General features: G+C 67.1%; 25 protein-coding genes and 1 tRNA gene. 12 read left to right on the top strand and 14 right to left on the bottom strand.

What is annotated here, in order from left to right:
• Nucleotides 1–62 precede the first annotated feature (62 nt).
• Nucleotides 63–260, bottom strand: coding sequence for a YdcH family protein (locus EAH76_RS20390; protein ID WP_140852103.1), 198 nt, complete (start codon nt 258–260; stop codon nt 63–65).
• A gap of 177 nt (nt 261–437) precedes the next feature.
• Here EAH76_RS20390 and EAH76_RS20385 point away from each other — a divergent pair, with 177 nt between their 5' ends.
• Nucleotides 438–593, top strand: a complete 156-nt coding sequence (locus tag EAH76_RS20385; RefSeq protein WP_140852102.1) for a DUF465 domain-containing protein — start codon at nt 438–440, stop codon at nt 591–593.
• 57 nt (nt 594–650) lie between these two features.
• Here EAH76_RS20385 and EAH76_RS20380 read toward each other — a convergent pair whose 3' ends face one another.
• The 5 genes from EAH76_RS20380 to EAH76_RS20360 all read right to left on the bottom strand — a co-directional run bounded on the left by EAH76_RS20380 (nt 651) and on the right by EAH76_RS20360 (nt 3,496).
• Entirely contained in the window at nt 651–1,031 is a 381-nt protein-coding gene (locus EAH76_RS20380) for a PilZ domain-containing protein (RefSeq protein WP_140852101.1), read from the bottom strand.
• Between the two features lie 76 nt (nt 1,032–1,107).
• A complete protein-coding gene (gene dksA / locus EAH76_RS20375) occupies nt 1,108–1,572 on the bottom strand; it encodes an RNA polymerase-binding protein DksA (RefSeq protein WP_140852100.1) in 465 nt (154 codons plus the stop codon).
• Between the two features lie 511 nt (nt 1,573–2,083).
• The gene (locus EAH76_RS20370; RefSeq protein WP_241659813.1) at nt 2,084–2,755 is read right to left on the bottom strand and encodes a hypothetical protein; all 672 of its coding nucleotides are present in this window, start codon (nt 2,753–2,755) and stop codon (nt 2,084–2,086) included.
• 21 nt (nt 2,756–2,776) lie between these two features.
• The gene (locus tag EAH76_RS20365; RefSeq protein WP_140852099.1) at nt 2,777–2,971 is read right to left on the bottom strand and encodes a hypothetical protein; all 195 of its coding nucleotides are present in this window, start codon (nt 2,969–2,971) and stop codon (nt 2,777–2,779) included.
• Between the two features lie 84 nt (nt 2,972–3,055).
• Nucleotides 3,056–3,496: a host attachment family protein gene (locus EAH76_RS20360; RefSeq protein ID WP_140852098.1), complete on the bottom strand. Its 441-nt coding sequence runs from the start codon at nt 3,494–3,496 to the stop codon at nt 3,056–3,058.
• 95 nt (nt 3,497–3,591) lie between these two features.
• On the opposite strand from EAH76_RS20360, the gene serS reads away from it, so the two are divergent.
• The 5 genes from serS to EAH76_RS20335 all read left to right on the top strand — a co-directional run bounded on the left by serS (nt 3,592) and on the right by EAH76_RS20335 (nt 8,704).
• Nucleotides 3,592–4,872, top strand: coding sequence for a serine--tRNA ligase (gene serS, locus EAH76_RS20355; protein WP_140852097.1), 1,281 nt, complete (start codon nt 3,592–3,594; stop codon nt 4,870–4,872).
• Nucleotides 4,873–4,967: 95 nt separating this feature from the next.
• On the top strand, nt 4,968–5,732 hold the full coding sequence (gene surE, locus EAH76_RS20350; RefSeq protein WP_140852096.1) for a 5'/3'-nucleotidase SurE: 765 nt from the start codon (nt 4,968–4,970) through the stop codon (nt 5,730–5,732).
• Nucleotides 5,733–5,757: 25 nt separating this feature from the next.
• Nucleotides 5,758–6,879: a M23 family metallopeptidase gene (locus EAH76_RS20345; protein ID WP_170208053.1), complete on the top strand. Its 1,122-nt coding sequence runs from the start codon at nt 5,758–5,760 to the stop codon at nt 6,877–6,879.
• 176 nt (nt 6,880–7,055) lie between these two features.
• Complete coding sequence (gene tyrS / locus EAH76_RS20340) at nt 7,056–8,282, top strand: tyrosine--tRNA ligase (RefSeq protein WP_140852095.1); 1,227 nt, start codon at nt 7,056–7,058, stop codon at nt 8,280–8,282.
• Nucleotides 8,283–8,383: 101 nt separating this feature from the next.
• Complete coding sequence (locus tag EAH76_RS20335; protein WP_140852094.1) at nt 8,384–8,704, top strand: PilZ domain-containing protein; 321 nt, start codon at nt 8,384–8,386, stop codon at nt 8,702–8,704.
• Nucleotides 8,705–8,711: 7 nt separating this feature from the next.
• Here EAH76_RS20335 and recG read toward each other — a convergent pair whose 3' ends face one another.
• Nucleotides 8,712–10,787: an ATP-dependent DNA helicase RecG gene (recG, locus tag EAH76_RS20330; RefSeq protein ID WP_140852093.1), complete on the bottom strand. Its 2,076-nt coding sequence runs from the start codon at nt 10,785–10,787 to the stop codon at nt 8,712–8,714.
• Nucleotides 10,788–10,871: 84 nt separating this feature from the next.
• Here recG and EAH76_RS20325 point away from each other — a divergent pair, with 84 nt between their 5' ends.
• Together EAH76_RS20325 and mfd are read left to right on the top strand one after the other, a co-directional pair.
• Nucleotides 10,872–11,138 (top strand): succinate dehydrogenase assembly factor 2, encoded by a 267-nt coding sequence (locus EAH76_RS20325; protein WP_140852092.1) that lies wholly within the window; start codon nt 10,872–10,874, stop codon nt 11,136–11,138.
• Between the two features lie 147 nt (nt 11,139–11,285).
• Entirely contained in the window at nt 11,286–14,852 is a 3,567-nt protein-coding gene (gene mfd, locus EAH76_RS20320) for a transcription-repair coupling factor (RefSeq protein ID WP_140852091.1), read from the top strand.
• A gap of 199 nt (nt 14,853–15,051) precedes the next feature.
• Here mfd and EAH76_RS20315 read toward each other — a convergent pair whose 3' ends face one another.
• Entirely contained in the window at nt 15,052–15,507 is a 456-nt protein-coding gene (locus tag EAH76_RS20315; RefSeq protein ID WP_140852090.1) for a YybH family protein, read from the bottom strand.
• 12 nt (nt 15,508–15,519) lie between these two features.
• The gene (locus tag EAH76_RS20310) at nt 15,520–17,508 is read right to left on the bottom strand and encodes a putative bifunctional diguanylate cyclase/phosphodiesterase (protein WP_140852089.1); all 1,989 of its coding nucleotides are present in this window, start codon (nt 17,506–17,508) and stop codon (nt 15,520–15,522) included.
• 195 nt (nt 17,509–17,703) lie between these two features.
• Here EAH76_RS20310 and EAH76_RS20305 point away from each other — a divergent pair, with 195 nt between their 5' ends.
• Complete coding sequence (locus tag EAH76_RS20305; protein WP_241659812.1) at nt 17,704–18,498, top strand: NAD kinase; 795 nt, start codon at nt 17,704–17,706, stop codon at nt 18,496–18,498.
• Nucleotides 18,499–18,548: 50 nt separating this feature from the next.
• Here the strand turns inward: EAH76_RS20305 and EAH76_RS20300 are convergent.
• The 3 genes from EAH76_RS20300 to EAH76_RS20290 form a co-directional block, all read right to left on the bottom strand.
• Nucleotides 18,549–18,623: transfer RNA gene (locus tag EAH76_RS20300), tRNA-Asn, on the bottom strand.
• 62 nt (nt 18,624–18,685) lie between these two features.
• Nucleotides 18,686–19,213, bottom strand: a complete 528-nt coding sequence (locus EAH76_RS20295) for a DUF2141 domain-containing protein (RefSeq protein ID WP_140852088.1) — start codon at nt 19,211–19,213, stop codon at nt 18,686–18,688.
• Between the two features lie 32 nt (nt 19,214–19,245).
• Nucleotides 19,246–19,836, bottom strand: coding sequence for a hypothetical protein (locus EAH76_RS20290; RefSeq protein ID WP_140852087.1), 591 nt, complete (start codon nt 19,834–19,836; stop codon nt 19,246–19,248).
• A gap of 295 nt (nt 19,837–20,131) precedes the next feature.
• Between EAH76_RS20290 and EAH76_RS20285 the strand changes: the two genes are divergently transcribed.
• Nucleotides 20,132–20,761, top strand: coding sequence for a CC0125/CC1285 family lipoprotein (locus tag EAH76_RS20285; protein WP_140852086.1), 630 nt, complete (start codon nt 20,132–20,134; stop codon nt 20,759–20,761).
• A gap of 116 nt (nt 20,762–20,877) precedes the next feature.
• On the opposite strand, the gene ahcY is transcribed toward EAH76_RS20285, so the two are convergent.
• Both ahcY and EAH76_RS20275 read right to left on the bottom strand, forming a co-directional pair.
• Nucleotides 20,878–22,299 carry an adenosylhomocysteinase gene (gene ahcY / locus EAH76_RS20280; protein WP_140852085.1) on the bottom strand — a complete coding sequence of 474 codons (1,422 nt, stop codon included), beginning with the start codon at nt 22,297–22,299 and terminating at the stop codon, nt 20,878–20,880.
• A 105-nt stretch (nt 22,300–22,404) separates the two neighbouring features.
• Entirely contained in the window at nt 22,405–22,977 is a 573-nt protein-coding gene (locus EAH76_RS20275) for a YqgE/AlgH family protein (RefSeq protein ID WP_140852084.1), read from the bottom strand.
• Between the two features lie 119 nt (nt 22,978–23,096).
• On the opposite strand from EAH76_RS20275, the gene EAH76_RS20270 reads away from it, so the two are divergent.
• Both EAH76_RS20270 and EAH76_RS20265 read left to right on the top strand, forming a co-directional pair.
• Nucleotides 23,097–23,576, top strand: a complete 480-nt coding sequence (locus EAH76_RS20270) for a peroxiredoxin (RefSeq protein ID WP_140852083.1) — start codon at nt 23,097–23,099, stop codon at nt 23,574–23,576.
• Nucleotides 23,577–23,685: 109 nt separating this feature from the next.
• Nucleotides 23,686–23,961 carry a hypothetical protein gene (locus tag EAH76_RS20265; RefSeq protein WP_140852082.1) on the top strand — a complete coding sequence of 92 codons (276 nt, stop codon included), beginning with the start codon at nt 23,686–23,688 and terminating at the stop codon, nt 23,959–23,961.
• Nucleotides 23,962–24,018 lie beyond the last annotated feature (57 nt).

Below are 24,018 nucleotides of genomic sequence, written 5' to 3'. Positions count from 1 at the left end.
GCGCGGGCGAGGGTAGCCGGTCGCGCGAAAATTCACCGCGACCTGTCCCAAAGCGGTGCGGCTCAGGCGATGATGTCGGGGATCAACTGATCTTCGAGCAGAGCGATCTCGTCGCGCAGCCGCAGCTTGCGCTTCTTGAAGCGCGCGAGCTGCAGTTGGTCGGCCGCCCCGCTGCCGATCAGCGCACCGATCGCCGAATCGAGATCCCGATGTTCGACGCGTAACACCTCGAGGCGCTTTGCGATAAGGCTGTCGTCCATTCGGTCCCCGCTCGATTGCCGCGTCTTAGCAAATCGCGGGGCTGCAGCACGGATAAAATCGACCGGTCGCGCAATTCGGTGCGCGCGTCGCGACCACACCAAATCATAGGGAGACAATTAACCGCGCCCATGTTCTATTTGCCTCCCCCAAGCAGCATATGAAGGAGGTACGCATCCATGCAGACCGCGCATCACTCGGCCTTGACGGCCAAGCATGCAGTCCTCGATCGACAGATTGCCACCGAGGCGCAGCGACCGCTGCCCGACGCCGTGACGCTGGCCGCGCTGAAGAAACAGAAGCTTAAGATCAAACAGGAGCTGGCGCAGATCTAGCGCCGCAGGGCCCGGGCGCGCTGCGTCCGGGTCCGCTTACTTAGCGCGCCGCCGCGTTCAGCGACTCGGGCGCGAGAAGATCGGCTTGACGAAGGTCGGCGTCTGAGCGCCCTGCCCGACCGGCTTGCGCGCCAGCAGCGGATCGATCTGCTGATCGAACGCGACGCCGATTCGGCCGGCAGCCGACCAGGCAACCTGTCCCGGCACCCACCCGATCCCGCGCACGTCGAACTCGACGCGCAATCCTTGCTCGAGGCCACCCGCCAGTTCCGCCATCAGCCCGCCCGCCGAGAGATTGCGGACACGAAGCGCGTGAACGTCACTGCTCCCGACCACGCGGAAATCCGCCATCAGGAACAGGCTGTCGCGCGACTCCTGCCGGTTGTGGGCGCCATCCTCGTCGGGAGCGCTGAGGGGATCTTGGGAATATTGATCCATCGCCTGAATCTTACGGCCTCCGTTATGATCGTAATAGCCGGGCAAATGTATCGAACCGCTTAACGCGCCCCGAAGATCATTCCTCGCGAGAAATCTTTTCGTGGCGTTCGTGGCGCTCCTGCGCCTCGACCGTCATCGTCGCGATCGGCCGCGCCTCGAGCCGGGCGAGCGAGATCGGTTCGCCGCTGACTTCGCAATAGCCGTATTCGCCTTCGTCGATTCGCCGCATCGCGGCCTCGATCTTGGAGATCAGCTTGCGCTGGCGATCGCGCGTGCGCAGTTCGATCGACCAATCGGTCTCGCTCGAGGCGCGATCGGTAAGGTCGGCCTCGCGCAGCGTATCGACCTGCAGCTGCGAAAGCGTTCCCGCCGCCTCGCGCAGGATCGAGTCCTTCCACCCCTGCAGCTTGGCGCGGAAATACGCCTGCTGCCGTGGGTTCATGAACTCTTCGTCCGCACTTGGCCGATAGCCGTCGTCACCGCCGACCGGCGGGACCGCGAATTTCTCGGAGTCATCGTGTCGATTCAAGACCGTCGCCATCCCATTTTCTCCCACAGCCGCACGATGCCGAGTGCATCGTGGGTCCGCCCCCGGGTTAACTCACGTGGTGCGGGCCTATAGCCATGCCCTTGAAGCTCCACAAGCAATCCGATGCGATTGTCCTGCGTTCCTGCGACGATCCGATTGCCGCGGCCCGATTGCCGCTGCAGCGCGGGCCCGGATTGCGCGCGCCGCCGAAGAATGGCGTTGCCCTGTCCCAAGACGAAACGTTAACCCACAATCAACCTTTGCCATCCGGACAAAATCGTAGATTAAGATGTGCGGGGAAGGTAAAGCGCTTCAACTTAACGCTTTGTTGGCCTTAACCTGCTAGAGCGAAATGGCACGGAAGACCGTGAAACGACCTATAGCGTTGATTTTACGGTAAAGAGAAAGTGGCGGATATGTCGGTGCGGATGGCCTTGGCGAAATTGTGTGCCTGTGCGTGCGGCGGCGCGATCGTCGGCGGCGGCGCGGTACATGTCGCTGATTCCTCCCGCGCTCGCGCTGCCTATGTCCACAAGACCAAGCGAATCGTCCGCAAGACCGCGGTCGCCTCGGTGCGCCGCGTTCGCCGAGTCGTGACGACGACGCACACCACCCCGCCCCCGCAGGTCGTGGTGGTGACGACGCAGGGCGCACCGATCCCGCTGCCGCCCGCGTTCAACGGTTTCAGCGGGTCGTCGGGCGGGGTCGGTCCGGCCGTGATCGGCGGCGGCTTCGGCGGCGGCGGCGGTTTCTTCGCGGGCGGCTTCTTCGGTGGCGGCGGTGGTGGCGGCGGCGGCAACATCACGATCTCGTCGACCTCGACCGGCAGCAGCGGCACGACCGTCAACGTCTCGTCGGGCGGATCGTCGACCAGTTCCTCGACCAGCGGCGGATCGACCTCGACCAGCGGTGGCTCCACCTCGACCAGCACCGGCGGCGCGACCGTGTCGAGCACGTCGTCGACCGGAGGATCGTCGTCGAGCGGCAACGTGTCCTCGGCGTCGGGCGGCAGCAGCGGCAACGTGTCTTCGTCGACCTCGTCGAGCGGTAACGTCGCGTTTGACCCCTCGATATCGTCCACGTCATCGACCTCATCGAGCGGCAACGTGTCGTCGGCATCGAGCGGCAACGTCTCTTCGGCATCGAGCGGCAACGTCTCTTCCGCGAGCTCGTCCAACGGGTCGAGCACGAGCACGTCGTCGGCCAGTTCGAGCAGCTATGGCTCGAGCAGCCATGGCTGGAATTCGAGCAGCAATTGGGGCCATGGCAGCAGCAGCAGCAGCAGCAGCTGCGGCGCGAATTGCACGCCGGGCGATCCCGGCGGTCCGCCCGCGCCGGTTCCCGCCCCGCCAATGGTCCTGCTGTTCGGCGCGGCCGCCGCGGCGCTGGTCGCGCGCAAGCGGTTCTCCAAGCGGACCGCGGTCGCCGCCTGACCGGCCTATCGCATTTCTTGTAAACCGGGCTCCCGCGACCATCGCGGGAGCCCGTTTGCGTTTCAGGCCGCCTGCAGCGCCTTTTCGATCTGGTCGATCGGGTGGCTCGTCAGATCCTTGTCGAGCTCGCCGCTGAGCCGCGCGCTGACTTCGCTGTGATAATGTTTGCGCAATTCGCCGAGCGTCTGCGGCGGCGCGACGACGAACAGCGAGGCGAAGTCGTTGGCGAGCGCACGGCGCTTGAGCAGGTCGGCGGTATCGACCGCGAAGCGATCCTTCTCCTGTTGGTGGAAGTCGACCTCCTGCATCGAATTCTGCCCACCGCCGACGCTCGACGAGGCGCGCCCGGCATGGTCGGTCTTCTGGTCGCCATCACTCGGATTGATCTGCTCGACCGCGCGCTCGACGACGAGATTGAGGTGCGTCGCGTCGCCCTCGTTGCGCAGGAATAGCGACTTGCGGCCGTCGGCCACGAGCACGACGGCGTTGTTGGGGATCTGCATGGGGCGTTTGCCTCTTATGGTTGGTGAGGCTGGAAGAACGCACCGCGCGCCGCGCGGGTTGCGCGCTTGCGGCAGGCTGGGCATAGCCTGCGACCATGCATGATATCCGTTCGATCCGCGAAAACCCTGCCGCTTTCGATGCCGCTCTCGCGCGCCGCGGGCTGTCGCCCGTCGCCGCCGGGCTGGTCGCGCTCGACGAACGCCACCGCGCGCTGATCACCGAGGCGCAGACCGGCCAGGCGCGCCGCAACGAAGCCTCGAAGGCGATCGGCGCAGCCAAGGCAAAGAAGGACGACGCCACCGCCGCAAGCCTGATGGCCGAGGTCGCCGCGTTGAAGGAGCGGATGCCCGCGATCGAGGCCGAGGAAAAGGATGTTGCGGCACAGCTCAAGGCCGCGCTCGAGATGATCCCCAATCTGCCCGCCGACGATGTGCCGCACGGCGCGGGCGAGGAGGACAATGTCGAAGTCGCCCGCTGGGGCACCCCGCGCGGCTTCGACTTCACGCCGCGCGAACATGCCGATCTCGCCCCTGCGCTCGGCATGGATTTCGAAACCGGCGCGCGGCTTTCGGGTGCGCGCTTCACCTTCCTGCGCGGCGACATGGCGCGTCTTCACCGCGCGCTCGGCCAGTTCATGCTCGACCTCCAGACGCGCGAGCATGGCTATGAGGAATGCAACCCGCCGGTACTCGTCAAGGACGAGGCGATGTACGGCACCGACAAGCTGCCCAAGTTTGCCGAGGACAGCTTTCGCACGACCGACGATCGCTGGCTCATCCCGACGAGCGAAGTCAGCCTGACCGCGAGCGTCATGGGTGAATTGCTCGACGAGAGCGCGCTCCCGGTTCGGCTTACCGCGCTCACGCTGTGCTTCCGTTCCGAAGCGGGCGCGGCCGGACGCGACACGCGCGGCTTCATCCGTCAGCACCAATTCGAGAAGTGCGAACTCGTCAGCATCGTGCGGCCCGAGGACAGCGAGGCCGAGCACCAGCGCATGACACGTGCCGCCGAGACCGTCCTCGAACGCCTCAACCTGCCCTATCGCAAGCTGCTGCTGTGCACCGGCGACATGGGCTTCGGCGCGCGCAAGACCTACGATCTCGAAGTCTGGCTGCCGGGCCAGAACGCGTATCGCGAGATTAGCTCGTGCTCGAACACCGGCGCGTTCCAGGCGCGGCGCATGAACACCCGGTACCGGGTGGCGGGCGAGAAGAAGACCGAGTTCGTCCACACCCTCAACGGCTCAGGCCTCGCGGTAGGTCGGACGTTGGTGGCGGTGATCGAGAACTACCAGAATGAAGACGGCAGCGTCTCGGTACCCGAGGCATTGCTGTCCTATACGGGCGGCATGTCGCGGCTGGAGCTGAGGCGCTGAACCAAACCGTTTGGGGCGAGCCGATTGATGCCGCGCCCTCGACGACGGCAGCGACGAACAGCGTTTCACGACGCCGGAGCCAAACGGGAGATTAGATGCGCATCCTCCTCACCAACGACGACGGCTATCATGCCCCTGGCCTCAAGGTGCTCGAGGCGATCGCCGCAACGCTTTCCGACGATGTCTGGGTCGTAGCACCCGCCGAGGAGCAATCGGGTGCCGGCCATTCGCTCACGCTCACCCGCCCGATCCGCGTGCGCCAGCACGGCGAGAAGCGCTTCGCCGTCGCCGGCACGCCGACCGACGCGGTGATGATGGCGCTCGCCAAGATCATGCCCGATCACAAGCCCGACCTGATCCTGTCGGGCGTCAATCGCGGCGCCAATCTTGCCGAGGACGTGACCTATTCGGGAACCGTCTCCGCGGCGATGGAGGGTGCGCTCGCCGGCGTTCGTTCGATCGCGCTGAGCCAGGTCTATGAGAAGCGCGGAATGGGCGACGCCGTCCCGTTCGACAGCGCCGCAGCCTGGGGCGAGCGCGTGCTGCGCCCGCTGCTCGATGCGCCGCTCGCGCCGCGCACGCTCGTCAACATCAACTTCCCCGCCGTTTCCGCAGCAGCGGTGAAAGGCGTGCGGATCGCGCAGCAGGGTCTGCGCGATTACGGACGGCTGCAGATCGTGACCAATCGCGATCCGCGCGGCTATGAATATCACTGGTTCGCGCTCGCCGGCACGGTCGAGACGCCGGCGCACGCGACCGACCTCGAAGCGGTCGCCGACGGGTACATCGCGGTGACGCCGCTGCATCTCGACCTGACACATCACGCATCGCTCGCTATGCTCGGCGGCTTATACGCCTAGGGGTGGGCAGGATCGGGGGATGAGGATGGGGCATCGCAGAGAGATAGGCCTGGCGGCGACGCTGTTGCTGACGATGCTGGGCGCCTGCATTCCCAATCCCGACCGTCCCGATAGCGGCTATCGCCCGCCGCGCGACCGCGCGGAACCGCGGTGGCGCGACGATCGGCCGCGCGCCGATCCGCGCGACGACGCGCCACCCGAACGCTACGAGCCGCACCGCATCGACGAGCGCGTCTCCGCGCTCCCCGCGCCGCCACCGGCGTGGCAGGCGCGCCCGGTGTCGGCCGATGCCGCGACGATCGACACGACGACCTATCTCGTCCGCCCCGGCGATACGCTGCGCGCGATCGCCGATCGTACCGGCGGCGGTTCGGAGGCGATCGCGCGCGCCAACCAGCTCCCCCCGCCTTTCGTGGTCCGCGCCGGCCAGCGGCTGACGATCCCCGGCGGGCGCTATCACCTCGTCCGCGCCGGGCAGACCGGGATCGCGATCGCGCGCGCCTATGCGGTCGACTGGTCGCGGATCATCGCCGCGAACGATCTGACCGCGCCCTATACGTTGCGCGTCGGGATGCGCGTGCTGATCCCCGGCACCGCGGGTGGCGTCTCGGCGGCCGAGCGCGCGAAAGCCTTCACGCTCGATATCGACGATATCCTCACCGGCAGCGAACCGGCGCTCGCCGCCAACCAGCGTCCGGCCCAGCCGACCGCCTCGCCACGCCGCGTGCTCGCGCCGACCCAGGCGCTCGCCGAGCCGGCGCAGCTGACCAGCGGCTTCGCCTGGCCGGTGCATGGAAAGATCATCACGCGCTTCGGGCCCGGCGCCTCGGGTGAGAAGTTCAACGGCGTCAACATCGCGGTGCCGCTCGGCACGCCGATCCTTGCCTCGGCCGACGGCGTCGTCGCTTATGCCGGCAGCGGCGTGCCGACGCTCGGCGGGTTGGTGATCGTCAAGCACGGGTCGAGCTGGACGACGGTCTATGCCAATGCGAGCCAGCTGCTCGTGCGCCGCGGCCAGGCGGTCAAGCGCGGCCAGACGATCGCGCTGTCGGGCGATTCGGGTCAGGCAAGCCGGCCCGAGGTCCATTTCGAAATGCGCAAAGGCCGCACCCCGGTCGATCCGCAACGGCAATTGCCGGGAATCTGAGGTAGAAGAAAGAGAGCGGGTTCACGCGAAAGCGGGAAGGCGCGAAGGCGCGAAGGCGCGAAGAGCGCGAAGCATCGGATCCGCTTCGCGATCTTCGCGCCTTCGCGTGAACCCACTTTCTATCTTCCGCTTGCGCGGGGATGACAGGCGACCGCGCGATATCTTATGGCGGTCGTATGACCGAGCACACTTCCGATCTCCTCCGCCTCCTTTCGGAACGCGGCTATATCCACCAGACCACCGATGCGGCGGCGCTCGATGCGCTTGCGGCGAAGGAGATTGTGCCCGGCTATATCGGTTTCGATCCGACCGCGCCCTCGCTCCACGTCGGCAGCCTGGTGCAAATCATGCTGCTGCGCCGACTCCAGCAGGCGGGGCACAAGCCGATCGTGCTGATGGGCGGCGGCACCGGCAAGATCGGCGACCCGAGCTTCAAGGACGAAGCGCGCAAGCTGCTCGACCATGACGGGATCGCGCACAACGTCGCCTCGATCCGCCGGATCTTCGAACGTTTCCTGACCTTCGGGGACGGGCCAAGCGACGCGATCATGCTCGACAATGCCGAATGGCTCGACAAGCTCGAATACATCCCGTTCCTGCGCGATGTCGGGCAGCATTTCTCGGTCAACCGGATGCTCGGCTTCGACTCGGTCAAGCTGCGGCTCGACCGCGAACAGTCGCTGTCGTTCCTTGAGTTCAACTACATGATCCTCCAGGCCTACGACTTCCTCGAACTGTCGCGCCGCGCCGGGTGCCGGCTGCAGATGGGCGGGTCGGATCAATGGGGCAACATCGTCAACGGGATCGAACTCTCGCGCCGGATGGATGGCACCGAGGTGTTCGGCATCACCACCCCGCTGATCACCACCGCCGACGGCGGGAAGATGGGCAAGACGATGTCGGGCGCGGTGTGGCTGCACGAGGACCAGCTGCCGCATTACGATTACTGGCAGTTCTGGCGCAACACCGACGACCGCGATGTCGGTCGCTTCCTGCGGCTGTTCACCGACCTTCCGCTCGACGAGATCGCGCGGCTCGAGGCGCTCGAGGGCGCCGAGATCAACGCCGCCAAGATCGTGCTCGCCAATGCCGCGACGACGATGTGCCGCGGTGAAGCGGCGGCGGTCGATTCGGCCGAAACCGCGCGCCGGACCTTCGAGGAGGGCGCGGCCGGCGGCTCGCTCCCGACCTTCACCGTAAGCAGCGACATCGGCATCGTCGATGCGCTGATCGGTCTGGGCTTTGCGGCATCGAAGGGCGAGGCGAAGCGGCTGATCAAGGGCGGCGGCGCGCGCGTCGGCGCCGACAAGGTGAGCGACGAGGCGATGATCGTCAGCGTCGGTGCCGAGCCGGTGCGGATCGCGGCGGGCAAGAAGAACCACGGGCTGCTGGTTCGCGCCTGAGCGTTTTCGAGACTCGGGTAACCCGCTGTTAAGCGGGTTCGTTCCGCTCCGCTTCATACCCGACGCCCTAGCGTCCAAGCTACCCAAAGGGGGGTTTGGTAATGGCTAAGGCGTTGGAAATGCAAACTGCGGAGAGCCGAGCGCTCGTTCGCGACGAAGTTCATTACCGGGCGCGGGCGTTCGGTCCCGATGCAAGGCAGCTGTCGTTATTGATCGTCAATCTTTCCGCCGCCGGGCTGATGGCGCGGACCGAGATGAGCTATGCCGTCGGCGATCGGCTCCGCGTCACGCTGCCGGTGGTCGGGGTGGTGGTGGCCGAGATCCGCTGGTCGCTCGGCGGGCGGATCGGGTGCGAACTCGATGCGCCGATCCCGCTGCCCGAATATTACGAGCTGCTCGCGGTGCTCTTGAAGGAAAAGTAACGCCGCCTCAGCCCGATCGCAGCAACGCCACCCCCGCATCGCGCTCGAACAGATAGAGCGCCGTCCGCGCCGCCTGCCCGCGTGTCCCCTCGAGCCCGCCGTCGCGGTCGATCAACAGCCGCGCATCGTCTGTCGCGACCGGGAGCAGCGTCATCAGCATATCGGGCGTCGCGAGGCGAAAGCCCGCCTCGCCCGATTGCTTGGTGCCGAGCAATTCCCCTGCCCCGCGCAACCGCAGATCCTCCTCGGCAATGCGGAAGCCGTCGGTCGTCTCGCGCATCAAGGCGAGCCGCGCGCGTGAGGTCTCGCTGAGTGACCCACCGCGGATCAGCAGGCAGTTCGACTTGCCCGACCCGCGCCCGACGCGCCCGCGCAACTGGTGGAGCTGCGCCAGCCCGAAGCGGTCGGCATGTTCGATCACGATCAGCGTCGCATTGGGCACGTCGACGCCAACCTCGATCACGGTGGTGGCGACCAGCACGCCAAGCTGCCCGGCGGCGAACGCGCTCATCACGGTGTCCTTCTCGGCGGGCTTCATCTTGCCGTGGACGAGCCCGACGCGGTCGCCGAAGCGCGCGCGCAGCGTTTCGGCACGCGCCTCGGCGGCGGCCATGTCGCTCTTCTCGCTTTCCTCGACCAACGGGCAGACCCAATAGGCCTGGCCCCCTTGTCCATCATTGGCGTCGGACAGGTGCCGGCCGAGCGCATCGACGATATCGGCGAGCCGGTCTTCGGAAATGACGCGCGTCTCGATCGGCTGGCGCCCGGGCGGCATCTCGTCGAGCTGGCTGACGTCCATCTCGCCATAATTGGCGAGCGTCAGCGTGCGCGGGATCGGCGTCGCGGTCATCGCCAACAGGTGCGGCGCGGCCTTGGCCTTGGCCTGGAGCATCATCCGCTGCGCGACGCCGAAGCGGTGCTGCTCATCGACCACGACGAGGCCGAGATCCTTGTAGCCGACCGCCTCCTGGAAGATCGCGTGCGTGCCGATCAGGATATCGATCGTGCCCGCGGCGAGCGCCATCAACGTCGCCTCGCGCACCTTGCCCTTGTCGCGCCCGGTCAGCACCGCCACCTCGACCGGCAGCCCGGCGAGCGTGCGGCGCAGCGATTCGTAATGCTGGCGCGCGAGGATCTCGGTCGGCGCGAGCAACGCCGCCTGCGCACCCGCCTCGACCGCGGTGAGCATCGCCAGCGTCGCGACGAGCGTCTTTCCCGAGCCGACATCCCCCTGCAGCAGCCGCAGCATCGGTTGCGGCTGGGCGAGGTCGCCCTCGATTTCGCGCACGGTGCGCGCCTGCGCGCCGGTCAGGTCATACGGCAGCCGCAGCGCATCGCGCAGCTTGCCCGTCCCCGCGAGCGCCCGCCCCCGCCGCGCGCGCGACGATTGCCGCACCAGCATCAAGGCGAGCTGGTTGGCGAAGATCTCGTCATACGCGAGCCGCTCGCGCGCCATCGCGTCGGACGGATCGGCATGGATCCGCGCGAGCGCCTCGCGCCAGCCGGGCCATTGCTGCTTGGCGAGCAATCCGGGCTCGATCCATTCGGGAAGGTCGGGCGCGCGCTCGATCGCCTGAGCGGCGAGCTGCCCCAGCCGTTTCGAGGTCATCCCCTCCGACAGCGGATAGATCGCCTCGCGCTCGGGCGTGTCGCCAGCCTCCTCGAGCGGCAGCACGTAATCGGGATGGACCATTTGCAGATCCTGCCCGTACATTTCGAGCCGGCCCGACACGCGACGCGGCTCGCCGACCGGCAGGAGTTTCTTCGCCCACCCAGAATTTCCGCCGAAATAGACCAAGCTGACGACGTTGCCGAGCGCATCGGTCGCATGGACCCGCGTCGGCCCGCGCCCCGCGCTCGAGCGGTACGATTGCGCGGTCAGCGTAATCGCGATCACCCGCCCCGCATCGGCCATGTCGAGCTCCTCGCGCGCCAGGCGATCGACCCAGCCGGTCGGCAGATGGAAGGCGACATCGACGACGCGCGACAGCCCGAGCCGGTCGAGCGGCTTGGCGAGCGTGGGCCCCACGCCCTTCAGCGCCGTGACTTCGGCGAACAATGGATTGAGGATATCGGGTCGCATGACTATCTGGGTCCTCTACCCCCACCCGGCTTCCGCCGCCAGCGTCGCTGTCGGTCGGTGCCGGGCATTTGTGTTTGGACGAGCATGGACCGCGAAACCCGCCTGAAACGCCTGCGCTTCCGTGCCTGGCACCGCGGCACCAAGGAAGCCGATCTGCTGATCGGCGGCTTCTTCGACGCGCGCTCGGGCGGCTGGGACGATGTCGAGATCACGCTGGTCGAGGAGCTGCTCGAGGAGCAGGACGTCGATATCATGGCGTGGGCGATCGGGACCGATACCTGCCCGGAGCGGTACCGCGGGTCGATCCTCGAGGCGCTCCAGACGCTTAACTACGTGCCGATCGCGGAGTAACGCGATCTCCCTCTCCCCTCCGGGGAGAGGGCAAGCGAGGCGAAGCCGAAGCGCGGGAGAGGGGCAGTCACTCGGACGGCAGCTCTTGATACTGCCCCTCTCCCCGACCCTCTCCCCGCAAGCGGGGAGAGGGAGAAAGTCAGAAGAATGCCCGACCTGAACAAAATCCTCACCGCCAAGACCCCGCTCACGCTCGCCGGCGTGCCGACCGGGTTCGAGCCGTGGCTGCTCGCCGACCTCGCGCGCGCCGCCAAGTCACGCGCGGTGTTCGTCGCGCCCGACGAAGCCGCGATGCGCGCGATCGCCGCGACCGCGCAGACCTTCGCGCCCGAGCTCGAGATCCTCACCTTCCCGGCGTGGGACTGCCTCCCCTACGACCGCGCCTCCCCCACGCTGCGGGTGATGGCCGAGCGCATGGCGACGCTCCACCGGCTGCAGCAGCCTCCCAAGGGCCCGCAGCTGTTGCTCACCACGGTCAACGCGGTGGCGCAGCGCACGCTGACGCCGTTCCGCATCCGCCAGCTCGTCGCCAAGCTCGCGCCCAAGGAGCGGATCGGCCGCGACAAGCTCGCCGCGCAGTTGCAGGCGAATGGCTATGTCCGCGTCGAGACCGTCGCCGATTCGGGCGAGTTCGCGGTGCGCGGCGGCTTGGTCGATCTGTTCCCGAGCGGCGAGGAGCACGCGCTGCGGCTCGATTTCTTCGGCGACGAGATCGAGAGCGTCCGCACCTTCGACCCTGCCGACCAGCGGACCACCGGCCGCGTCGACGGCTTCATCCTGCTCCCCGCCTCGGAAACGCTGATCGACGAGGACAGCATCAAGCGCTTCCGCGCACGCTATCGCGAACGCTTCGGCGCGACCGCGACGGGCGATCCGCTCTACCAGGCGATTTCGGAAGGGCGTCGGCTTGCCGGGATGGAGCATTGGCTCCCGCTGTTCGAAGACAAGCTCACGACGCTGTTCGACCATCTCGGCGACGATGCCGTCATCCTCCGCGACGCGGGTTCAGTCGCGGCGGCCGAGCAGCGCTTCGAGGCGATCACCGATTATCACGCCAACCGCGTTAAGGCGCAGGTCAGTGATCCCGGCAGCTATCGCCCGCTGCCGGTCGATGCGCTGTACCTGACCGCCAAGGATTTCGCGGCGCGGCTGGACGAAGCGCCGGCGCACCGGATCACCGCGTTCCACGAGCCCGAGAGCGCGAGCGTGCTCGACTTCGGCGTCGACGGCCCGCGCGATTTCGGGGCCGAGCGCGCGAATGGCGCGAACGTGTACGAGGCGGTGGTGCATCATCTGCGCACACTCGAGCGCGATGGGCGGAAAGCAGTGCTGGCGAGCTATTCGGCGGGCGCGCGGGAGCGGCTGGCGGGGTTGCTGCGCGATCATGGCGCGACGAACCTCAAGCTGGTGGACACATGGCAGGAGGCGCTGGGTGCTTCTGCTCCTTCTGCTCCCCTCCCGCTCGCGGGAGGGGCTGGGGGAGGGCCTGTCCCCAAGCAACCAGCCGCGAAAGCGCAGCACGCCCCTCCCCCAACCCCTCCCGCAAGCGGGAGGGGAGTTACCGTCGCGCTCATCATCCTCCCCCTCGACCACGGCTTCTCCAGCCCGCAGGTCGCGCTCCTCACCGAGCAGGACATGCTCGGCGACCGCCTCGTCCGCCGCGCCAAGCGCAAGAAATCGGCCGACGCCTTCCTCGCCGAACTGGCGATGCTCACGCCCGGCGATCTCGTCGTCCATGCCGACCACGGCATCGGCCGCTATGAAGGCCTGACCTCAATCCCCGTCGGCCAGGCGCCGCACGATTGCGTCGCGCTGACCTATGCCGGCGGCGACAAGCTGTTCGTCCCCGTCGAAAACCTCGAAGTCCTCAGCCGCTACGGCTCGGACAGCGAGGGCGCGAGCCTCGATCGCCTCGGCGGCGAAGCCTGGCAGCGCCGCAAGTCGAAGATGAAGGAGCGGATCCGCGAAATCGCGGGCGAGCTCATCGCCACCGCAGCCGAGCGCGCACTGCGCCCCGCCGAGACGATCGACCGCGACAGCGGCTATGCCGCCTTCGTCGACCGCTTCCCATACGAGGAAACTGACGATCAGGACCGCGCGATCGAGGACGTGATGGGCGACCTGCTCAAGGGCACGCCGATGGACCGCTTGGTCGTCGGCGACGTCGGCTTCGGCAAGACCGAGGTTGCTTTGCGCGGCGCCTTCGCCGCGGCGATGGCCGGGCTGCAGGTCGCGGTGGTCTGCCCGACCACCCTCCTCGCCCGCCAGCATTTCAACAATTTCACCGCGCGCTTCGAAGGCTTCCCGCTCAACGTCGGCCGGTTGTCGCGGCTCGTCCCCGGCGCCGAGGCCAAAGCGACCAAGGCGGGCCTTGCGGACGGTACGATCGACGTCGTGATCGGCACGCACGCGATCCTCGCCAAGGGGATCGAGTTCAAGCGGCTCGGGCTCGTCGTGGTCGACGAGGAGCAGCGCTTCGGCGTTACCCACAAAGAGCGCTTGAAGGGCCTCAAGACCGACGTCCACGTCCTCACGCTGACCGCCACGCCGATCCCGCGCACGCTGCAGATGGCGATGTCGGGGATCCGCGAGCTGTCGGTGATCCAGACCCCGCCGGTCGATCGCCTTGCGGTACGCACCTACATCATGCCGTGGGACCCGGTCGTGCTGCGCGAGGCGCTGCTGCGCGAGCATTATCGCGGCGGGCAGAGCTTCTTCGTGACGCCCCGCATCGCCGACCTGCCCGAGATCGAGGCGTTCATGCGCGATCACGTGCCCGAGGTGCGCTACGTTGTTGCGCACGGCCAGATGGCGCCGAGTGAGGTCGAGGAGCGGATGTCGGCCTTCTACGACAAGAAGTTCGAGGTCCTCATCTCGACCACGATCGTCGAGAGCGGGCTCGACATTCCGAGCGCCAACACGATGATCATCCACCGCGCCGACCGCTTCGGCCTGGCGCAGCTCTATCAGCTCCGCGGCCGCGTCGGGCGGGCGAAGACCCGCGCCTACGCCTATCTCACCACGCCCGAGAACCGCACGCTGAGCCAGACCGCCGAGAAGCGGCTCAAGGTGCTGAGCGACCTCGATACGCTCGGCGCGGGTTTCCAGCTCGCGAGCCACGATCTCGACCAGCGGGGCGCGGGCAATCTGCTCGGCGACGAGCAATCGGGGCACATCAAGGAGGTCGGCTTCGAGCTCTACCAGTCGATGCTGGAGGAGGCGATCATGGATGCCAAGGCCGGTGGACAGCGGCTGCGCCCGAAGGACTTCTCGCCGCAGATCACCGTCGACGCACCGATCCTCATTCCCGAGGAGTATGTCCCCGATCTCGACCTGCGCATGGGGCTGTATCGCCGCCTCAACGATCTCGAGGACCAGAACCAGGTCGAGGCCTTCGCCGCCGAGCTGATCGACCGTTTCGGCAAGCTGCCCGAGCCGACCGAGAATCTGATCCGCATCATCGAGATCAAGCTGAACGCGAAGAAGGCCTGCGTCGCCAAGATGGACGTCGGCCCCAAGGGTGCGCTCGTCACCTTCTTCGACGACAAGCCGCCGAATGTGGACGGCCTGCTCGCCTGGGTCGGCAAGCTCGACGGCGTCGCGCGGTTGCGGCCCGACAGCAAACTCGTGGTCACGCGCACCTGGGGCGACCCCAAGGCGCGGCTGCACGGCGCACTGCAACTGTCGAAAGGGTTGGCGAAGGCGGCTGGCTGAGAGCCCCCCTCGGCATCCCATGCCAGCGCCCCCTCGCGCGCCGGTCATCGATCTGGGAACACGCCCCCGTCACCCCAGCGAAAGCTGGGGTCTCATGGTTCTAGGGCGCCGCGTCAGCCGCTTGAGACCCCAGCTTTCGCTGGGGTGACGTGTTGGGGGGAGCGTCGCTCGCTGGCAGATTGAGGGTCCGGGTGGCGGATTACGAGCTATGGTCGGCGATGATCCGCCAGCCCGCCGGCTCCTTGCGGAACACCAGCGACGTCATCCCCGACTGCTCTTTACCGTCCCCCGCGCGCAGCGTGTAGCGGCCGATATAGAGCGCGTGGCCGCGATCGAGCAGCCGGAAGTCGAGCGTGACAAAGCTCAGCACACCGCGCTTCCCGGCATCGGCGAAATCATATTTGGTGCGATAGCGCTCGGCCATCACCGCCTTGCCGCGCAGCACGCCGGTCTTGGTCACGAAGCTGGTGTCGGGCGCGTCCGAATAGACCGCCATGAAGCGCGCGAGATCGCCCGCATTCCACCCCGCCGCGCTGTCGGCCATCGCCGCCTCGACGCCGGCTTGCGGCGCTGCTTGCGTGGCAGCGACAGGCGGCGTCGCTTGGACCGCGAGCGGCACCGCGACGAAGAGCAGACCCAACGCAAGACGCCTCATACCAGCCCTCCCCTAGCGTTCGACCAACGCGATCAAAGCATCGATCGAAAGCGGCTCCGCACACAGGAAGCCCTGATAGATCTGGCAGCCTTCGGCCGCCAGCGCCTCGAGCTGAGCCTGCGTCTCGACCCCCTCGGCGATCACCGTCAGCCCGAGCGACCGCGCCATGTCGATCACGCCGCGCACCACGATCCGGTCGCGCGCCGACCCGGTAATGTCCTGCGCCAGCTTCTTGTCGATCTTGAGGTAATCGAGCGGCAGCGCCTTGAGATACGCCAGCGACGAATAGCCCGTCCCGAAATCGTCGATCGCGATCCGGCACCCCGCGCCGCGCAAGACCGAGAGCAACCCCGATGCGATCCCGAGATCCTCGATCAGCCCGCTTTCGGTAATTTCGAGCGTGAGGCGCGATCGCGGGAAGCCGCTCGCATCGACCCGATCGAGGAACAGATCGGCAAAGCCCGGGCGCGCGATGTCGGCCGCGGTGAGGTTGAGCGACAGCCGCAGCCGCGCGAGCGCCTGCGGCCACGCCGCCGCCTGCGCGAGCACGATCTTCTGGATATGATCGGACAGCCCGATCTCGAGGTCGGCACGCGCCGCCGCGGCGAACAGCGTCTCGGCCCCGATCGTGCCGAGCACGCAATGCTCCCACCGCGCGAGCGCCTCGACCCCGACGATCGTGCCCGAGGAGACCGAGACTTGCGGCTGGTACAGCACGCTGATCTCGTCGCGTTCGAGCGCATGGTTCAATTCCACCGCGAGCCGGTCGATCGGCGCATCGCCGCGCTCGGCATCGGCGACCCGCATCGTCGCGGTGTCGGATTCGCGCGCATCGGCGAGCGCCTCGCTGACGCGGCGGAGCAGACTGGCTGCGCTATCGTCGGGCAACGCTTCGGCAAGCCCGATCCGGCAGCCGAGCACGGCGATCGATTCGCCCGTCACGAACGGTCGCGCCAGCGTGCCTGCGATCCGCTCGACCGCGAGGTCGATCCGCAGCCGGATGCTGCGCGCCGCCACCAGGAAGGTCGATCCGCTGAGCCGCACGATCAACGCGTCGCGGCCGAGCATCTCGCGGACGACATCGTCGATCCGCTTCTGTGCGCTGCTCAGCAGGGCGTCGCCGGTCGCGCGACCGTAGGCGGTATTGACCATGTCGAAGCGGTTGAGCGCGATCAGCATCGCGTGCAGCGGCGCACCCGCCTCCTCACCCAACCGCCGCGTCAGCCAGCGCCGCGCACTGCCGGCATCGCGCGCACCGGCGAGCGATTCGCGCAGCTCGGCGGCGGGCTCGGGCGCGCTGCCGAGCGGTTCGACGACGGCGTCGATCTGCCCGTTTTCAACATCGAGCTGGAGGTGCTGGACGACGCGCCCGACACTGGTCAGGTCCGAATCGTGCGCAAAGGCGGTGGCGGGGCGTTCGGGCGAGACGCGGCGCAGCGCGGCCAGCGCCGCGGCGCGATCGGGCCGATCGAACCGGCGCAGCATCGCGCGGACGCTCGGTGCGTCATCGATCGCGAGCAAGGCGGCTAAGCCAGGCGTCAGGATCAGCGTGCGGCTGATGAGATCGTAGCGCCAGCCAAGCGGCGCGAACACCGGCCCCGCCGCCCATTCCCGCGCCATCCGCTCGGCATGGCGCGCGGCAAAGCGGACCGCCTGGAGGAACTCGGCCTCGCTGAACGGGCTCGCGAGAAAGTGCGTCGCGCCGGCATCGTATAGCGTCGTCACTGTCGCGGCCTCGCCGCGCGAGACCAAGGCGAGCAGCGCCCCGCCATTCGCCTCGACCGCGCCGCTGATCGTGCGTGCCGCGGTAACGCCCTCGCTGGGCGCCCCGCGCGCATCGATCACCGCTACGGCGGCGCCGCTCGACAGGAAGCGCCGCTCGGCACCCCCCGCGCGGCGTGCCGCGACGACCTGCCAGCCCGCGCCCGCCGCAAGCGACGCCAGCTCGTCGCGCTGTCGGAACGACAGGATGAAAAGCGGGGCGTTGGGCGTAACGGTCATGCAACGACCCTAATGCCGGGTGTCCGGTTAAAGAAGAGGGTGTTGCGTCTGCAATCGCCCTTGTGAGGCCCGATCCGAAGGCTTAGCTCCAGGCGAGATGACCAGCGCGCGCGTCCTTGCCGATTGTACCGACCGCAAGGCCCGCGCCGAGCCGTTGCTTCCCGCACGCGCCCGACGCCACGACAGGACCCCGCGATGACACCGTCCGCCAACATGGCAGGGGCTCGCCGTGCGCTCGTCGCCTCACCGGCACAGGCCGCGCAGGATGCCGCCGCGATGCTCGCCGACGCGCATGACTGGGTGCCGGTCGAGGACGCCGAGCTGATCGTCGCGCTCGGCGGCGACGGGTTCATGCTCCAGACGCTCCATGCGATGCTCGAACGGCGTAAGCCCGTCGTGCCGGTGTTCGGGATGAACCTCGGCACCGTCGGCTTCCTGATGAACGAATGGCGCCCGCACGGGCTCGATGCGCGGCTCGAGCGGATCAAGGCGTTCAAGGTCGTACCGCTCGCAATGACTGCGACGACGGTTGCCGGCGAAAGCTTCGCCCTTCCCGCGATCAACGAGGTGTCGCTGCTGCGCGAGACGCGCCAGACCGCCAAGCTCGAGGTCACCGTCAACGACCGCGTCGTGCTGTCCGAGCTCGCCTGCGACGGCATCCTCGTCGCCACGCCCGCCGGTTCGACCGCCTATAACCTCTCGGCGCAGGGTCCGATCCTGCCGCTCGGCTCGAACATGCTGGCGCTGACGCCGATCAGCCCGTTCCGCCCGCGGCGCTGGCGTGGGGCGATCCTGCCCGACAAGGCGCGGATCACGCTGCGTGTGCTCGAACCCGCCAAGCGCCCGGTCAGCGCGGTCGCCGACCAGCGCGAGATCCGCGACGTTGCGCGCGTCGAGATCATGATCGACCGCACGCGCGAGCTCACGCTGCTGTTCGATCCCGAGCACGCGCTCGACGATCGGATAACGATGGAACAGTTTGCGGTCTGATGTCCGCTAGCCGGCGCTGATGCAGCGCGCGGGCCGGAGCCCGCAGAAAATGGCTCCCCGAGTTGGATTCGAACCAACGACCAAGTGATTAACAGTCACCTACTCTACCGCTGAGCTATCGGGGAACACTGCAGTGGCGTGCCTATAGCAGCGGGTTTCGCAAACGCGCAAGGCCCGTATTGCGCTTTTATCGAGAAGGGCTGAATCCGCCGAGTCCGCGCAGATATTGCGTCTCGATTTCGAGCACCGAGACGCCGCTACCGACCTCGACCGCGGCATTCGCTACAGAGGGCCGCGCACGGCCGATGCGGGTGTTGCTGCGCAAGCCGACGCCGTCCTGCCAGAAATCGAACTTGTCCTGCGCGCGCCGCGAATGGAGGAACAGCAGCGCATAGCGCCCCGGATGCGGCACGCGGATGCACATCGCGACCTGCCCGGCCACCGGCGCATCGACCGTCACGCGGCGGAACACCTTGCCCTCGGCGAGCAGATCGGTGTCGGAGCGCATGAAATCGGCTTCGGTCGCGGGATAGAGCTCGAGCTTGAGCTGGCCGCGGCGATCCTTGAGGTGCTGTACGTTGACCTGGATCGCCGGCCCCCTGCCCGATGTGCAGAGCGCCGCGTCGGTGCCCATCACGCCGCCGGCGTGGACGGCTGTCGGGAGCGCAAGGATCGCGCCACAGGCGGTTAGGGCAAGGCGCAGGATCGTCTTCATCGTCGGGTCCACAGCTTGGCCGATGGCGGCCGTCAGAAACGCAGGCCGACCACCACATTGGCGATCGGGTTCATCCCTCCGCGCGCGCGATTGCTCAGCCGGTCCATCGCGCGCGGCAAATTGGCATTGGCATTGCCGATCAGGCTGCCGACCTCGAAGCCGACCAGCGCGTTCTTGAAGCTGCTGGTATAGCCGACCGTCGCGGCCGGCGTGTGCCGGTTGAAGCCGGTGCGCACCGCATTGCCGCTCCCCGGCAGCCGCGGGTTGTAGAGCAGCCCGGCGGTCGCCTTCTCGGCATCCTTGAGGAAATTGGCGACCTGGAAGAAACGCATCCCGGCGGACAGCCGCAGACCGCTCCCGCCGAGCGGATAATAATCGATCATCGAGCTCGCGAAGCGATGCTGCATCGGGCTGTTCGGATCGCCGATCGGGTTGACGCTGGCCGAGGTGGTGAGCAGATCGGTCCGAACGCGGAAATCAGGTGCGAGTTTCGTCTCGACCGGTAACAGCCGACCGACCACAGCGGGGGACGATGGATCGAGCGGATCGGCCGACGCCGCGGTCGCTGCAACCGACATCGATGCCGCTGCCAATCCCAACGCAACCCCAAGCACAATCCGCATGGCATATCCCCCGAGCCGACCGCACGACGCCCCCGCCCTGCTTTCGTCCTCGATGACATGACGGTACCGCGCGGATAGAACCGCCACGGACCTTCTCAACCTGCGACAAAACGGTTCGACGCATCGACGAAAGGATTCGACTGTCTTCATCGCCGTGTCAGATTGCGTTCATGTGCGATGCCCTATCGCACACGCGACCAGAAGATTGGCCGGAGCCTTGCGCCACCTCGATCGTTCTGCGCTTCATGGCCCGCACGGCACGGTTCGCCGCACTGGACCGCCTCTGGAGATCGAAATGCCGACAGCTTCCCCAACGCTCAAGAAATCCCTGGCGGTTGCGCTTGGCGCCGTCACCTTGCTGACATCCGCCTGCGCGACCGAATCGACCTACCGGCCCGCGGTCGGCCGCGGCTTCGAACGCTCGGGCTATAGCGATCGCCAGATCGAGGCGAACCGCTTCATGGTCAGCTTCTCGGGCAACAGCTACACCGCGCGCGACACGGTCGAAAAATACCTGCTGTATCGCGCCGCCGAGTTGACCGTGCAAAATGGCGGCGATTACTTCGTCTTCGCCGATCGCGACGTCGACAAGAAGACGCGGACCTATACCTCGCCTGGCATCGGCGGGTTTGGCGGCGGCTTCGGTGGCGGCTATGGCGGGTTCGGCTATGGCGGCGGCTTCGGCGGCGGCTATTGGGGCCCGAGCTGGCGCTATCGTGGCCGCGGCTTCGGCTGGCGCAACTGGGACCCGTATTTCGGCGACCCGTTCTTCGATCGCGGGATCGATGTCACGACGATCGACAAATATGAGGCGAATGCCGAGATCGTGATCGGCAAGGGTCCAAAGCCCAAGGACAACATCCGCGCGTTCGACGCGCATGAGGTGATCGCGAATCTCGGGCCGAGCATCGTCACGCCGAAGTGATGTCCAGCCCGGTCGCGCCGAGCGCGACCGGGCCGCGATGCGAACACGAAAAAGCCGCACCCGCGTAACGCGGATGCGGCTTTTTTGGTGGGGCGGCGCCCGAAGGCGCCGCGACCTTAGTAGCGGTAGTGGTCGGGCTTGAACGGGCCTTCGACCGGAACGCCGATATAGCCAGCCTGCTTCGCGGTCAGCTGCGAGAGCTTCACGCCGAGCTTTTCGAGGTGCAACGCCGCGACCTTCTCGTCGAGATGCTTCGGCAGGACGTACACTTCGTTCTTGTAGTTCTCGCCCTTGGTCCACAGCTCGATCTGCGCGAGCGTCTGGTTGGTGAACGACGCCGACATCACGAACGAGGGATGGCCCGTCGCGCAGCCGAGGTTCACCAGGCGGCCCTTGGCGAGGATGATGATCTGCTTGCCGTCGGGGAACTTCACCAGGTCGGTGCCCGGCTTCACTTCGTCCCACTCATAGTTCGACAGCGCGGCGATCTGGATCTCCGAGTCGAAGTGGCCGATGTTGCAGACGATCGACATCGGCTTCATCGCCTTCATGTGATCGGCGGTGATGACGTCGGCATTGCCGGTCGCGGTGCAGAAAATGTCGGCGCGGGTCACGGCCTCTTCCATCGTCACGACTTCGAAGCCCTCCATCGCCGCCTGCAGCGCGCAGATCGGATCGACTTCGGTGACCATCACGCGCGCGCCGCCGTTGCGGAGCGACTGGGCCGAACCCTTGCCGACGTCACCGAAGCCGGCGACGCAGGCGACCTTGCCGGCGAGCATCACGTCGGTGGCGCGACGGATCGCATCGACCAGCGATTCCTTGCAGCCGTAAAGGTTGTCGAACTTCGACTTCGTCACCGAGTCGTTGACGTTGATCGCCGGGAACGGCAGCTCGCCCTTCTTGGCGATCTCGTACAGGCGGTGGACGCCGGTGGTGGTCTCTTCCGAAACGCCCTTCAGGTTCTTGACGGTCTCGGTGAGGTAACCGGGATACTTCGCGACGAACGCCTTGAGCGCGCGCTGGAATTCGACTTCCTCGTCATTCTCGGGCTCGCCTAGCGTGTGGCCGGCTTCGAGCTTGGCGCCCCACAGTGCGAACATCGTCGCGTCGCCGCCATCGTCGAGGATGATGTTGGCGGTCTGGCCGTCCGTATCGGCACCCCAGTTGAAGATGTCGCCGACATAGTCCCAATAATCCGCGAGGCTCTCGCCCTTGATCGCGAACACGGGAACGCCCGTCGCGGCGATCGCAGCGGCGGCATGGTCCTGCGTCGAGAAGATGTTGCACGTCGCCCAGCGGACGTCGGCGCCGAGCGCGGTCAGCGTCTCGATCAGCACCGCGGTCTGGATCGTCATGTGGAGCGAACCGGTGATGCGCGCGCCCTTCAAAGGCTGCGAACCCGCGAATTCCTCGCGCAGTGCCATCAGGCCGGGCATCTCGGTCTCGGCGATGTTGATTTCCTTGCGACCGAAATCGGCAAGCGTGATGTCGGCGACGACATAGTCGTTCGCAGGGCGGTCGAGAACGGTGGCCACGGGGCTATCTCCGGTTATGTGATGCCGCCGCCCCTACCCGCAAAACACCCCCGGATCAAATATAAAGATATCTTTATGTCTTGTCCGGGAATCGCGAAAACCGTCTCAGGCCCGTCCGGCTTCGCTCACCAGCAGGCGCGGATCGATCCCGGCGGTGGCGAAGCCGGCCTCCCAGCGGGCGTCGGTCGCGATGTCGTAGAGCAGGTCGGGGGTCGCCGCGACGTTGAACCAGCCGTGGCGCGTCATCTCGCCGTCGAGCTGCCCCTCGCCCCACCCGGCATAGCCGAGCGCAACGAGCCAGCGCGACGGCCCGCGCCCCTCGGCAATCGCTTTCAGCACGTCGATCGTCCCCGACAGCCCCCACAGCGCGCCCGCGCCGCCAGCCACCTCGACCGTATCCTGCCCCGCCCAATCGAGCGTGTGCAGCACGAAGCCGCGCCGCGGCTCGACTGGCCCGCCGAGATTCACCGGCGCATCGGGGGCGACGCCCGGATCGATCTCGAGCTGCTCGAGCACCGCGTGCAGCCCCAGTCCTTCAATCGTCGTGCCGATGCCGATGCCGAGCGCGCCCTCGGCATCGTGCGCGCACATTGCAATCACCGCGTGATCGAAGCGCGTATCGCCGATTCCCGGCATCGCCAGCAGGAACTGGCCGGTGAGGAAGGTTGCTTGGTCCATGCAGCGAACATAGGCCGCCTGCGCGCGGCTCGCCACGCTTGAAATCCGCCGACGCCTATACGACGTACGGCACGCCGCTCGCACCCTTCTTGCCGGGCGGCCCAACAGGAGAGATTCCCATGACGATCAGCGTCGGCGACCGTATCCCGAGCGTCACCCTCACCAAGGCTACGGCCGATGGCCCCGATCAAATCAGCTCGGATGACTTCTTCAAGGGCCGCAAGGTCGCCCTGGTCGCCGTCCCTGGCGCGTTCACGCCGACCTGCTCGGCGCGCCACCTCCCCGGCTTCGTCGACAAGGCCGCCGAACTCAAGGCCAAGGGCGTCGACGAGATCGCCTTCACCTCGGTCAACGATGCCTTCGTGATGGGCGCATGGGGCAAGGCGAGCGACGCCGGCGACATCGTGATGCTCGCCGACGGCAATGCCGAATTCGCCAAGGCGGTCGGCCTTAGCTTCGACGGCTCGAAATTCGGCATGGGCGAGCGCAGCCAGCGCTATTCGATGCTGGTCAATGACGGCGTCGTCGAGCAGCTCAACGTCGAAGCCCCCGGCGCGTTCGAAGTGTCGTCGGCCGAGCATCTGCTGAGCGAAATCTGAGCCCGCCACGGCCAGCCGAGCGATCCCCGCGCCGCCCTGTCGCGGCGCGGGGAACTTGGCCGGTTTCAAGGCGTTGCTTGAGTTGGATTTATTGGAAAAGGGCAGTGCCATGAGCGACACCAACAGCGGTTCGACCAAGTCCGCCGACACCAGCACGACCGAAACGATCATCGAACAGGCCGAAGGGCTGTTCGAGCAGGCGAAGGATGCCGTGTCCGAGGCATTCTCGGCGACGGTCGATGCGGTAAAGGCCAACCCGCTCGCCGCCGCGGGTATCGCAGCGGGCGCTGCAGCGGCGGTCGCTGGCGCTGCGTTCGGCGCGAGCAAGCTGCTCGCCAAGGACGACGAGCCTGCAACGGGCAAGACCAAGACCGACAAGGCTTGAGCCGAGCCGATACGCGCCATCCCGGCATCGTTCGGGATGGCGCCGACTTGCCAGCGT

The sequence above is a fragment of the Sphingomonas glacialis genome, assembly GCF_006439055.1.
Classification (GTDB): domain Bacteria; phylum Pseudomonadota; class Alphaproteobacteria; order Sphingomonadales; family Sphingomonadaceae; genus Sphingomonas; species Sphingomonas glacialis_A.
Note: the sequence above shows the minus strand (reverse complement) of the source record. Positions and strands in the feature narration are given on the sequence as shown.